General features: G+C 45.4%; 11 protein-coding genes. 7 read left to right on the top strand and 4 right to left on the bottom strand.

The genetic code is table 11. The features are described from left to right. Positions 1 to 48: 48 nt before the first annotated feature. Complete coding sequence (gene gmhB / locus AB4484_RS07775) at positions 49 to 633, bottom strand: D-glycero-beta-D-manno-heptose 1,7-bisphosphate 7-phosphatase (RefSeq protein ID WP_017060762.1); 585 nt, start codon at positions 631 to 633, stop codon at positions 49 to 51. Positions 634 to 840: 207 nt separating this feature from the next. Here gmhB and metN point away from each other — a divergent pair, with 207 nt between their 5' ends. The 3 genes from metN (at position 841) to AB4484_RS07760 (ending at position 3,424) form a co-directional block, all read left to right on the top strand. Further along, a complete protein-coding gene (gene metN, locus AB4484_RS07770) occupies positions 841 to 1,875 on the top strand; it encodes a methionine ABC transporter ATP-binding protein MetN (RefSeq protein WP_017060763.1) in 1,035 nt (344 codons plus the stop codon). After that, the gene (locus AB4484_RS07765) at positions 1,865 to 2,548 is read left to right on the top strand and encodes a methionine ABC transporter permease (RefSeq protein ID WP_048612236.1); all 684 of its coding nucleotides are present in this window, start codon (positions 1,865 to 1,867) and stop codon (positions 2,546 to 2,548) included. Before metN ends, AB4484_RS07765 begins: the two co-directional genes overlap by 11 nt. Positions 2,549 to 2,614: 66 nt before the next feature. Beyond that, on the top strand, positions 2,615 to 3,424 hold the full coding sequence (locus tag AB4484_RS07760) for a MetQ/NlpA family lipoprotein (RefSeq protein WP_019824947.1): 810 nt from the start codon (positions 2,615 to 2,617) through the stop codon (positions 3,422 to 3,424). A gap of 91 nt (positions 3,425 to 3,515) precedes the next feature. On the opposite strand, the gene AB4484_RS07755 is transcribed toward AB4484_RS07760, so the two are convergent. The 3 genes from AB4484_RS07755 to syd form a co-directional block, all read right to left on the bottom strand. Next, the gene (locus AB4484_RS07755; protein ID WP_372077376.1) at positions 3,516 to 4,721 is read right to left on the bottom strand and encodes a carbohydrate porin; all 1,206 of its coding nucleotides are present in this window, start codon (positions 4,719 to 4,721) and stop codon (positions 3,516 to 3,518) included. Between the two features lie 402 nt (positions 4,722 to 5,123). Beyond that, positions 5,124 to 5,900, bottom strand: coding sequence for a Zn-ribbon-containing protein (locus tag AB4484_RS07750; RefSeq protein ID WP_017060766.1), 777 nt, complete (start codon positions 5,898 to 5,900; stop codon positions 5,124 to 5,126). A gap of 4 nt (positions 5,901 to 5,904) precedes the next feature. Beyond that, positions 5,905 to 6,450, bottom strand: coding sequence for a SecY-interacting protein (gene syd, locus AB4484_RS07745; protein WP_333913021.1), 546 nt, complete (start codon positions 6,448 to 6,450; stop codon positions 5,905 to 5,907). A 131-nt stretch (positions 6,451 to 6,581) separates the two neighbouring features. On the opposite strand from syd, the gene queF reads away from it, so the two are divergent. From queF to ppnN, 4 genes are all read left to right on the top strand, one after another. Beyond that, on the top strand, positions 6,582 to 7,427 hold the full coding sequence (gene queF / locus AB4484_RS07740) for an NADPH-dependent 7-cyano-7-deazaguanine reductase QueF (RefSeq protein ID WP_017060768.1): 846 nt from the start codon (positions 6,582 to 6,584) through the stop codon (positions 7,425 to 7,427). 58 nt (positions 7,428 to 7,485) lie between these two features. Then, entirely contained in the window at positions 7,486 to 9,744 is a 2,259-nt protein-coding gene (locus tag AB4484_RS07735; RefSeq protein ID WP_372077374.1) for a tetratricopeptide repeat protein, read from the top strand. A 118-nt stretch (positions 9,745 to 9,862) separates the two neighbouring features. Continuing rightward, the gene (locus tag AB4484_RS07730) at positions 9,863 to 11,428 is read left to right on the top strand and encodes a GGDEF domain-containing protein (protein WP_372077372.1); all 1,566 of its coding nucleotides are present in this window, start codon (positions 9,863 to 9,865) and stop codon (positions 11,426 to 11,428) included. A 243-nt stretch (positions 11,429 to 11,671) separates the two neighbouring features. Beyond that, positions 11,672 to 13,036: a nucleotide 5'-monophosphate nucleosidase PpnN gene (gene ppnN / locus AB4484_RS07725; RefSeq protein ID WP_048615532.1), complete on the top strand. Its 1,365-nt coding sequence runs from the start codon at positions 11,672 to 11,674 to the stop codon at positions 13,034 to 13,036. Positions 13,037 to 13,043: the final 7 nt, after the last annotated feature.

Genomic DNA, 13,043 nt, shown 5'->3' with positions numbered 1-13,043 from the left:
TTTATATAGTGAACAACACTTATATCTAAGTGAAAAAGACTTAGTGTCTTAACCTTTTAAGAATGCTGGTACATCTTTAATGCTATCAAGTACCACGCTAGCCAACGCTTCACCTTTTTCAGTGATTGGTTTGCCCGTTCTTACCAGTACTTTTGTGCCAACACCAGCCGCTTCTGCAGCCATCATGTCTTCCGCTTTATCGCCGATCATGACCGAGTTAGCCATATCAATCTTCAGAAAGTCACGAGCAGAAATGAACATGCCTGGCTTTGGTTTACGACATTCACAATCTTGCTTGTAGTCTCCAATACCGTGTTCCGCGTGGTGCGGGCAGTAATAGATGCCATCAAGCTCAACGCCGTTATCGACAAAGTTCCAATCCATCCACTGCGTCAAAGAAAGAAAACGATCTTCGCTAAACATGCCGCGAGCAATACCAGATTGGTTGGTCACTAGCACCAATAAATAACCCATATCTTTAAACGCTTTCGCCGCTTCAAACACACCATCGATGTATTCAAAGTCATGCTCATCATGTACGTAGCCGTGATCAACGTTAATCACACCATCACGATCTAAAAAAACAGCAGGTTTAGACAAAATTTTGTTCTCTATCAACTCTCTATTAATCATTAATTATTACACGCTTTATTTGCTTCATCACTATCTATTTAGTTTTGCGTTCGTTAACGATTTGTTTCAAGCTTAACCATACAATCGACGTTTAGCCGTCTAGACGTAAAAATATCTATTGACTTAGATCATAGAACACCATAGCATCGTCTGTAAATCGAGCGAGCAATCGACATATTATTCTGTTCTACCTGCACGGGTTTCTCTATGATTAAAGTGAATCAAGTCAACAAGGTTTTTTATCAAGGCACTAAAGAAATCAATGCCTTAATTGATATCAACCTCCACATTCCTCAAGGTCAAATCTTTGGAGTCATCGGCTCTTCTGGTGCAGGCAAAAGTACCCTGATCCGTTGTGTAAATATGTTGGAAGCTCCGACCTCTGGTGAAGTGATTGTTGACGGTATCGACCTAACAAAACTCAGCAAATCAGAACTTAGCGAAGCGCGCCGTAACATCGGCATGATATTCCAACACTTCAACCTGCTGTCTTCTCGTACTGTATTTAACAATGTAGCACTACCTCTAGAACTTGCTGGTAAAGATAAAGCGATTATTGAAGCGAAAGTCAGCGAGTTACTTGAATTGGTTGGCCTTGCTGATAAGCGTGACACCTACCCGGCAAACCTAAGTGGTGGTCAAAAGCAGCGTGTGGCGATTGCTCGCGCACTGGCTTCTGACCCGAAAGTACTGCTATGTGATGAAGCAACCAGCGCATTGGATCCAGCAACAACTCAATCAATTCTTGAGCTGCTGCGCGAAATCAACCGCAAGCTGAACATCACTATCCTGCTTATTACTCATGAGATGGATGTAGTGAAAAGCATTTGTCATGAAGTTGCGATCATTGGCGGCGGTGAATTGGTAGAGAAAGGCACAGTCGGTGACATCTTTGCTCACCCTAAGACAGAGCTAGCACATCAGTTTATTCGCTCAACATTGGATCTGACGATTCCTGAAGATTACCAAGCGCGTTTGCAAGAGACTCGCGTAAACAGCAGCTACCCACTAGTACGCCTTGAATTTACGGGCGCAACGGTTGATGCTCCGCTGATGACTCAGATTGCACGTAAATTCAATATCGATGTCAGCATCTTAAGCTCTGACCTTGATTACGCCGGCGGCGTGAAGTTCGGCATGATGGTCGCTGAGCTGTTCGGTAATGAAGCAGATGATAATGCTGCTATCCAATTCCTACGCGACAACAATGTAAAAGTAGAGGTGCTTGGTTATGTCCTTTAGTTTCAACGAGATTGCTGACTGGATCAGCCTTAACGGTAACCTTCTATTAGGCGCAACAGGCGAAACGCTTTACATGGTTGCTGTCGCAGGCATTGTTGGCTTCGCTGTCGGTATTCCATTAGGCGTGATTCTACACACGACTAAACGAGGTGGTCTGCTAGAGAACACCAAGGTAAATAAAATTCTCGGTGCGATTGTGAACGTAGGTCGTTCAGTGCCTTTCTTAGTTTTGATGGTTGCTATTATCCCACTGACCAAAATGCTGATTGGTACCTTCATCGGCACGACAGCAGCGATTGTTCCACTGACGATTGGCGCTATCCCATTCGTGGCTCGACTTATCGAAAGTGCACTACTTGAAGTACCAACAGGTCTAGTAGAAGCGGCTCAATCAATGGGCGCAACACCAACACAAATCATCAATAAGGTTCTGCTTCCAGAAGCACTACCGACTATCATCAACTCAGTAACGATTACGCTAGTGACTCTGGTGAGCTACTCAGCAATGGCCGGTACTGTGGGCGGTGGTGGCCTAGGTGATGTCGCGATTCGTTACGGATTCCACCGCTACGATGTGACCATCATGGCTGTGACAGTAGTGATGTTGATTGTGCTGGTACAAATTATTCAATCAATCGGTGATTCATTAGTTCGCCGCGTTGACCACAGATAAAGACTCACGCATAAAGATTAGAGTCGTCTGAACCCAATTAAATAGATTTATTAAAAGGAGATTATTATGAAATTTAGCCTTAAAGGTTTACTAACTATCGCAGCAGCAGCTTCAGCGCTAGTTCTAGCAGGTTGTGGTGATAAAGAAGTGGATACTTCTAAAGTAAAAGTTGGCGTAATGGCAGGTGCAGAAGCTCAAGTTGCTGAAGTGGCAGCTAAAGTAGCGAAAGAGAAATACGGCCTAGATGTTGAGCTAGTAACGTTCACAGATTACGTAACACCAAACGCAGCTCTAGATGATGGTTCTATCGACATCAACGCATTCCAACACGCACCGTACCTAGATCAGCAAGTGGCTGACCGTGGCTACAAGCTAACTATCGCTGGTAACACGTTTGTTTACCCAATTGCGGGTTACTCTAAAGAAGTGAAATCAGTAGACGAAATCCAAGACGGTGCGCGTATTGCTGTACCAAACGACCCTACAAACCTAGGTCGCTCTCTACTGCTTCTTGAGCAACAAGGTCTTCTTGAACTTCGTGAAGGCGCTGGTCTTCTAGCTACAGTTCGCGACATCGTGGGTAACCCTAAGAACCTAACGATTGTTGAACTAGACGCAGCTCAACTGCCACGTTCTCTTGATGATGTTGCTCTATCTATCATCAACACAACTTACGCGAGCTCTATCAACCTGACTCCACAAAAAGATGGCGTATTCGTTGAAGACAAAGATTCTCCTTACGTAAACCTAATCGTTTCTCGTGAAGACAACCTAAACGCTGAGAACGTACAAAACTTCGTTAAAGCTTACCAAACTGAAGAAGTGTACAACGCAGCTTCTGACATCTTCCAAGGTGGCGTCGTTAAAGGTTGGTAATCAACTAAACGACAGCACTGTATAGATACCCGAAGGGGCTGACATAATGTCAGCCCCTTTTTATTGGTTAGGATTTACCAGAAAGGTCGACTTACCACCAAGCTTCCACTTGCATGCCAACGCTCATTTCACTGTTTTTACCTTCACCGAAGGCATTGTCGTTTTCAGCATCATTCAGGTAAGTGGCGAAGATACGGAATTCAGGACGAGACCAGAAACCCACTTGTGGAACCCAAGCCTGAGCGATGGTGAATTTACCACCTGCCCCATCTTGGTTATCAATCGTTTCTACAAAACCACCAATTTCAAGGATGGTACGCATGCGCTTGTCCCACTTATAAAGCGGACGAATGACGGCACTGAAAGAGTCATCATCACTGTTATTAGCACCCACACCGGTTGACGCGGCATAACGCACAGTGTGGCCAAACTCGATGTTCTCACCAATCGCAAGCACGCCCCAGTTAATCAATCGGAAACCCTCGGCGTCATTATTGTTTGCATCACGTACGATGCCCTTACCGGTACCAAAGGTTGTCATCTGCTCGGCATAACCAGAGTTAGCAACCTGTAGAATCGTTTTATTGAAGCCACCAGAAAGGTTTTGATTCAAGCTTGCCGTTAGCATTACGCTGTCATCCGCGTCGATCGTTTGACCTTGTTTTTCATTGGCGAAGTTCATATCAATACCGACCTCAAGATCAGCATTGTTCCACAGTGGAATCCCGGCATAGCGCACGTCTGCAATCATGGCTGTGGTTTCTTTGCCATCAAACACATCGCCAGTCACCGTGTCTTGAATCAAAGCCACCGATAATTTACCAGGGCCTAGGTTGATGTGTTCAACGCCGGCACCAATACCACTGACATCCCAGTAGTAGTTATCAACGATGTGCACATCATGACGTTGGTAGTAGCGCTCACCCGCCCAAATCCCAATGTCCTTATCTTCAAAAAGCCCCACCGCCTGAACATTCAATTGCACCACATCCACGCTTTTATCCGCGGCATTCTCATCTTGGCCTTGCCAGTACGACAACATGGAATCAACTAAAAATGAAACGTCGTCCTCAGCATACACCTCTTTCTTAAAGCCAAATTCACCATACAGGTCATTTTCGTTGCCGAGTCGGCCAACTTTACTCACCTCCCACTTACTGTTTGAGCCGCCTTCATTACTAAGGCCAACGCCGCCGCGCATGTAGCCATTGAACTCCAATGGCGTGGTTTCATCAGCGTATAAATTAGGGGTAAGTAAAGCAGTAGAGAGTGCAGCAGCAATAGGTAACAGTTTCATCGTCCATTCCTTTCAGATCTAGAATCAGGTTATTATTTATAAATGGGAACATTCCCATGGGACCGATCCCATTTATATTGAGCAGAATATAAATTGAAAGAGAACTGATTGATTATTGTGATCAGGATAACTATTGAGATAACTAAAAGTTGATGGGTGTTGGATTATTTCAATGAATACATTGGCGCTACAGAAAGAGCTGAATATCACGTTCTGTACGTATTTAAAGGGGGAAAGGGTAACGATAAGAGAGTAATAAAGATCGAGTTAAGACAGGTAACCAAGTCACGGCATCGGGGATGATACAAGGTGCTAAACATTTAATATAAAAAGAAAAAAATATCGGAGCACTAAATAGCACTCCGATATCTAAAGCATGACGCTTAAATAATCACAAGAAGACTACTTCAGATGATCCCAAGAGATGTTTGACACCAATCGGCAGTCATCACACTTGAAATAGAAAATATCGTGGATAGGCGCATCTAGCAGCCATTCACCACCACATTGCGGGCATTTGCGCTCTTTTTCATCTTTCAGGCTGATCCCACCGACACGGTATAAGTAGTAGTAGGTTGGAACCTTAGTCAGATATTCAATGCGCCCTCTTAGACCCCAGCCGCGTTTAAACAACACACTCTTCGTGTCACTGATCTCGGTTAGCGTTGCATGTTCCGCGCGACAACCACCACCCATTTGTACTTCATCACAGGCTTGCCATTCTGTCTGCCATTTCAACACGGCTTTATGGTCGCCATTGAAGGTAGGTGGGTTACGATACAAAGGGATTGGTAGCAAGCTATCGCCACTGCGCAGCGGTGAACAGGTATGCACGAATGTCGTGTATAACACCTGCCAGCTTGGCGTCTCATCTTCTGCCACTTCTTCTGAGTTCAGATCTCGACCTAGCAAACGCATTTTAGGCGCTAGTAGGCTCGCGTTAGACAAGCGATCAAAACACACTTTCACAAAGTCTGAGTGATTACGCGGGTGCAAGCTATCTTGCTCCGGGCACACAACGCGAACATAGAATTCACCGTCGCCCATCACGATTGGGAACTCACGACCTAACACTTGTCCGTTATAACGAAGTGCATCCATTAAGCCATTAACAGCCTTGTCGACAGCGCTTACCGTTGTGTTATCAAAACACTCAAATTGAAGTTCTAGTACGTACATCTATTTATACCGCTGGTTGTAGCTTTTCTAAAAATTCTGCCAATGTCTCGGCGAGTACATCACGATTTTTGGTGCCTAAGCGCTCCAAAATCACGTTACCTGTTAGGTTACAGATAGAGATAACATCCAGCTCTGCATCGGTCGCGGCAATGAAAACCGTTGGTTTTAGCTTTAAACGACGCTGAGTTACTAGGTGACCTAAAATGTTTTCTTGTAGGCATTCGAAGTCTTCATCACTCCAAATCTGTAACAGGGTCAATTCGTTACCATCGAAAGTCGCGTTCATATCTGCGCTGAATTGTGCGCCGTAGAAAGTCTTGATGTCTTCATGCAGAGTCAACTCAATACCGGTCTCAACGTTGGTGAAATCCGCGAATTGCTCACGTGGATAGTGCTTCCACAACACTGCGTCGCCACTCTTTTCTTCTACGCATGGCGATACGATGTCCACCAACTCCTCATTACGAGGTAAGCTTTGGTGTTTCTGCTGCCACGCGTCAACGTATCGCTGACCAAAAGAAAGTAGTGCGTCTTGAGCACGTTGAGTCATGAAAATCTCCTAAACACAAAATAATAAATAGAATCCGAGCCCTTTCCGCGCCGATTAAGCGATGACTTAATGACAGGGTAAGGGGGATTCAGTAAAATCGACTCCATTCTAATCGAATTTGAAACGAAAGTATGAGCAAATATTCTGACGCAAAAGAGCTAGCGGGTTTAACCCTTGGCCAAAAAACTGAGTACTCTAACCAATACGATGCAAGTTTATTGCAACCAGTGCCTCGTAGCCTTAATCGCGATGATCTTGCGCTAAACGGCGAGCTGCCTTTTGTTGGTCATGATATTTGGACCATGTACGAGCTTTCGTGGCTAAACACCAATGGCCTACCACAAGTGGCGGTCGGTGAAGTTTTCATCCCAGCAACCAGCCCAAATTTAATTGAATCAAAATCTTTCAAACTGTACCTGAACAGCTACAACCAGACTCAATTTGAAAACTGGGATCAAGTAACCGAGCGCCTGACCCAAGATTTGTCGGCATGCGCAGGCGAAACGGTGATTGTGAATGTAAACTCAGTAACCGACTACACAAACCAACCTATCGTGACGATGGAAGGTGACTGTATCGACAACCAAGACATCCAAATCACTAGCTACGATTTTGAAGCCTCATTGCTTGAAGGCGCTGCTGGCGAACAAGACGTTGAAGAAACACTGCATAGCCACCTATTGAAGTCGAACTGTTTGATCACCAATCAACCGGATTGGGGCAGCGTTGAGATCGCATATTCTGGTAAGCAAATTGACCGTGAAGCTCTGCTACGCTATTTAGTTTCTTTCCGTGAGCACAATGAATTCCACGAACAATGTGTTGAGCGTATCTTCACTGACATCATGAAATACTGTGCACCTTCGAAGCTAACTGTGTTCGCACGTTACACGCGTCGTGGTGGTCTGGATATCAACCCATACCGTTCAACAGAGCAAGATAGACCAAGCCACAATAAGCGTATGGCTCGCCAATAATCAGGCGAGAACCACCCACACTTATTTGAACCTACCAAATCTTTAAAGGGACATTGAAATGCGTTGGTTATACGTTGTTAGTCTATTTATTTTAAGCTTAAGCACATCGGTCAATGCGTCGGTTTATTCCTCGGCGCTACTCAATGAAGCCAATAACTTGGTTGAGATCGAGCCGAGCCAAGCAAAACAAATGGCCAACAGCTACCTAACGCTGCGTGTCCTTTCTGATCAACGCGAGAAAAGCCCTTCAGCTATTTCTCGCGAAGAGACAGACTCCTCGATTCGAACACCAAACAGCAGTATCGATGCGTATAAGATCTTAGCCAAAGCAGAATACAACCTTGGCAATATGCGTATTGCGATTCAGCACATCGACAAAGCCTCCGAGCTAGCGCAAACCTATAAGCTTGATTATCTAAAAATAGATCTTCAGATACTAAAAGTTCGCTTACTTTGGCTGAGTGATAGAAAATCAGCCAAAGCAAAATCAGAGCTCACTAACATTGAAGCAAATCTAGAGTCGGTGAATAAAACCTTGCGCTTAACGGAAGGCATTACCTATCGCTTGATCATGTTGAAAGCCGACATCGCCTCTTACGACAACAAGATCGATGAAGCCGAAAAGTTCTATCAAGAAGCGAAAACCTATCTTGATCAGCGTTACTCTGAAAAAGTCACCATCGACTACCACATTTCAGTCGGTGAGTTTTATCTGACTCACAAAGAGTACAACCACGCATTATCTGAGTTGCTGTATGGCTACTGGAAATCGGTAGAAGGCAATCTAAGTTCACGTTTGGCCAAGGTCAACCGCCTGCTTGCACAGCTTTTCTTTGAGCGCCAAGTGTTAGATAAAGCGTTAGAACACCTATCTCAAGCCGCTGATTTCTATGACAACTTTGAAAACTCGCCTGTCTTAGCACAAGTGCTTAAGAAAATGGGTGATGTGTACTTCTATCAAGGAAAATATAACCTTGCCTTGGTGCACTTCTTCAACGTTCTTGATCACGAGAGTACTGACCGAGATATCCACCAAGTCATTGATATCCGACTAAGTCTATCGGCAACTTACCTACGTCTTTATAACTACCCTCTAGCAGAACAGTACCTAACCCGTGCCCTTGAGCTGCTGGAATATACCGACATTCCAAAACTGGAAGGCCGTGCTGCGCTATTATCAGCAGGATTGGCTTACCACCTGCAAGAGAGCGAAGATGTGATCAAGCATGCGACACGTGCACTTGAGATATCGCGTCAGGTAGAAAATATGCGCCTATCGCAACGCTCGTACTACTTACTTTCTTTGGGTTATGAACAGGCAGGTCGTCCACAGCAAGCATTGGCAAACCTCAAGCAATACAACAGCCTTGTCTCTCTAGAGCAGCAAAAACTCAACCGTGTTGGCGAAGACGCGTTCCGTCAACAGAAAGAATTTGCCGAACAAACCCTGCACTACGCAGGCCAAGCGCAAGAGCTAGAGCAATACAAACTGGAGCATCGTAAGTTCCAAAAAATATCGTTCGCCCTATTCCTGTTCAGTATTGTCTTGTTCTTCTTTGTTCTGCGCCGTGGCTATCTCATTCAAACCTTAGCCAAAGAAGTGGACTCACTGCGCACCGACCTATTTACGCACTCACGTTCAAAGCTTCCGAACTTAAGAATGCTCAATGCGAAGCTCTCTAACTCGCTGGAGCAAACCAGCCAGACCTTCGAACAATGGCAGCTTGGCGAATTGATTCATGAGCCACTCAACGACCGCTTACGCTTCGTGATGATTGATTTACCGTTCTTACGCAATATGTACACGCAGAACGGTTACAAAGCCGGTCTAGAACTGGAAGACGCTTTCGGTGAATTCCTAAAATCTAAGCTTGAAGGCCCAGCTCGTGTCTACCACTTCTCGGATGCGAACCTGCTTTATATCGAGCCAAACGCGAACCGTGATTTGTCGCCTGAGGACATGTTCAGAAAGATTCAGTCTTGGGTGAATGACTTCGAAACAGAGCGAAACATCAACCGAACGGTCCGTATGGGTATCGCTGACTACCCATTCTTGCCACGCGCTTACACCGCAATTAACGATCAAGAGCTGCTCGACGTATTGTTGATGTCGACCAATCTAGCTCGTGAGATCAGTCTCAAAGAGCGCAGTAGCCAATGGGTCTATCTAAAAGCTATCGATAATGCACCAGCAGCGAGCCTTGCAACTGGTAACATAAGAGAAGCGTGTAAACATGCGATTAATCAAGGGTTAATAAAAATACAATCCTCGTACCAGAATGAGGACAACATCAAAAAAATGCTAAAAGATGACTGATTTGCGAGCGGTTAAGAGTAGCAAGTCGTGACCTTATTTTTAGTTTTGTTATTATCGATGTAACGGAATTTCATCAAAATGATCGAGATCGGTCTACGCGGCGCTAATAAATACATCTATGGGCATTCTTGAAAAAGACATTCAGGCGCAACTCCACCAGCTGAAATCTCAGTTGGAGCAGGTCCGTTTGACGCAAAGAGACACCTCGTTCAAGTTTATTAGAGAACAGAAAGTTCTAAAGCGTATCGTCACATCTTTAAGTGACGCATGTGTTGGCAGTAACAGCCATTTAGATGAAAACCTCATTGCCCTTAGGGAAGAGCTAGAAAAGCAAAAAGACATTAGCTCGATGATCCCAAAGCTGGCAGTATTAGAAAGGATGCTTAAGCAGAAAACGTTGGCTATGGATAAACAGAACGGATATCTGGACGATAGCATTAAGCACAGTGGGGAAACGCTGCAGCGCATAACTGGCCTTCCAGCACAGCTCAAGCGCGACCTACGAAACTTACTTAGCTTCTCCGAATGCAATGGCAGTCAGAAAGTCGACCATGCCATGAAACTTCTCGGTATTTATGAGCGTGCCATAAAGATTATGGCGAATAACTCACGCACCCACTTTGCCGACGCTGCGCACTCTCCGGAACAAGAACTCCTTTCCGACCTATCAAACGAATTACAACATCTGATCACTGAACTCGACTTCGAGGGTGAATCAGGTGATCTGCTTACCGATATTCGAGCGAAGCTGCTGCTTGGTGTTTCCACACAAAACCTACTTGAGCTAACACTTCAGATCCTCAAACTGGTTATTGAAGGCACCAACCTAGAACGTAAAAAATCTGAACAATTCATCGACCAGCTTAACTCTTCTCTAGCGTCCAGCATCAAAACGGCAGACCAAAATGCCGACCAGAGCCAGAGCTACTTTGAGCACCGCCAAGGTCTGAACTCTGAGTTAAATGAACTTGTCACTAGAAGCCAAAACTCGGTAGATAAAGCGAAGGACATTGATAGTTTAAAGCTGTCGATTAATCCGCTACTCAGTGAAATCGCCTCTCTTTCGGAAAGGCTGAACCACGCGGAGCAGAAAGAACAAGCTCTGATAGAGAGAATGAGTTACGGAAAGACTCAGTTAGATTCACTGTATGAAGTGACGCAAGATTACCGTAAGCGCTTGGAAGATCAGGCTCAGCGTATGCTGCTTGACCCTCTAACTAAGGTTTACAATCGCACTGCTTTTACAGATCGCTTAGAGCTTGAGTATCGCCGCTGGATCCGCGCGCAACATTCGCTACGCGTAGTCTTGCTCGACATCGACAACTTCAAAGCAATTAACGATAGCTTTGGTTACACCGCGGGCGACAAAGCACTCAAGATCATCGCAAGAACCATCACCAAAGAAGCAGGCACCACCGATACTGTGGCTCGTTTTTCAGGTGAAGAGTTTGTCTTATTACTACCAGAGCAAACCGATGAATATTGCCATCAGGTGATTCAAAATATTCAAACTCAAGTAAGCCGCTTACCCTTTAAGTTCCGTGACCAACAAATCACGATCACTTTATGTGCGGCAAGTACTCAGTTTAAAGAGTCAGATACACCGGAAGAAGTGTTAGAACGACTCAATACAACGCTAAATAAAGCAAAACAACGCGGTAACAACCAACTTGTTTGGCACTAGGCCAGCCCTAGATTTAATTTATTTCATTTTTTCAAATACTTATCACATACCATTTCCCTCAATGTTTGCTAAGCTAATGATTAACATTCGCTTAACAAGCATTCTTGGCAAGCAACGCTGTCGTATCCGTTTCGTCTGGTTAACTCTCTCCCACCTTTAACCAAACACTTTCAACGTTTGCTTCTCACTCTCGAGCCAGAGGGTCACTTCAACGTCCCCTGCTCTTTTCAACAAGGAGGCACTATGATCACTCATATCAGCCCTGCCGGTAGCATGGATTTACTCTCTCAACTTGAGGTTGAGCGTCTTAAGAAAACCGCGTCTAGTGATCTGTACCAACTGTATCGTAACTGTACGTTAGCGGTCCTGAACTCGGGTAGCCACACCGACAACTCCAAAGAGTTGCTCGACAAATATCTGTCGTTCGATGTCGAAGTCGTTCGCCGTGAGCGTGGTATTAAGCTCGAACTGAGCAACCCACCAGAGCATGCCTTTGTCGATGGTGAAATCATCAAGGGTATTCAAGAGCACCTATTCTCAGTGTTGCGTGACATTGTTTACGTCAACATGCATTTAGCCGATAACCAACGACTCAACCTGACTAATGCCACTCACATTACCAACCTTGTGTTTGGTATTTTGAGAAATGCAGGTGCGCTGACGCCGGGCATCGAGCCTAACCTGATTGTATGCTGGGGTGGTCATTCTATTAATGCTAGCGAGTACCAGTACACTCGTGAAGTCGGTAATGAGCTCGGCCTGCGTGAACTGAATATCTGTACCGGTTGTGGACCGGGTGCTATGGAAGGCCCAATGAAAGGGGCTGCCATTGGTCACGCGAAGCAGCGTTACACCGATCATCGTTATCTGGGGCTTACCGAGCCTTCGATCATTGCGGCTGAGCCACCAAACCCAATCGTGAACGAACTGGTGATCATGCCAGATATTGAGAAGCGTCTTGAGGCGTTTGTTCGTATGGCACATGGCATCATCATTTTCCCAGGCGGCCCCGGCACGGCCGAAGAGCTGCTGTACATCTTAGGGATCATGATGCACCCGAATAACGCCGAACAGCCAATGCCGATTGTCCTAACTGGCTCGAAAGAGAGCGAAGCTTACTTCCGCTCAATCGATAAGTTCATTGGTGAAACTCTAGGGCCTGATGCGCAGAAACATTATGAAATCGTGATTGATGACCCAGCACGCGCTGCGAAAATCATGAAACAAGCGATGCCAGATGTGCGTTCTCACCGTAAAGAGACCGGTGATGCCTACAGCTACAACTGGTCACTGCATATTGAGCCTGAGTTCCAACTGCCATTCGACCCAACACACGAGTCTATGGCGGCACTTGATCTTCATATGGACCAAAAAACAGAAAGCCTAGCGGCTAATTTACGTAAAGCGTTTTCTGGCATTGTGGCGGGTAACGTCAAAGCAGAGGGTATTCTCGAGATCGAGAAGCACGGCCCATTCCTAATTGATGGCGACAAAGAGCTAATGACCAAGATGGACCAACTGCTAAACGATTTTGTTGAGCAACATCGAATGAAGTTACCGGGCGGCTCTGATTACGTGCCTTGCTATAAAATCGCACCAAGCGATTAGGCACACT

Origin of the sequence: Vibrio sp. 10N.261.46.A3 (genome assembly GCF_041472995.1) — a bacterium.
In the GTDB taxonomy this organism is placed as follows: Bacteria; Pseudomonadota; Gammaproteobacteria; order Enterobacterales; family Vibrionaceae; genus Vibrio; species Vibrio coralliirubri.
Note: the sequence above shows the minus strand (reverse complement) of the source record. Positions and strands in the feature narration are given on the sequence as shown.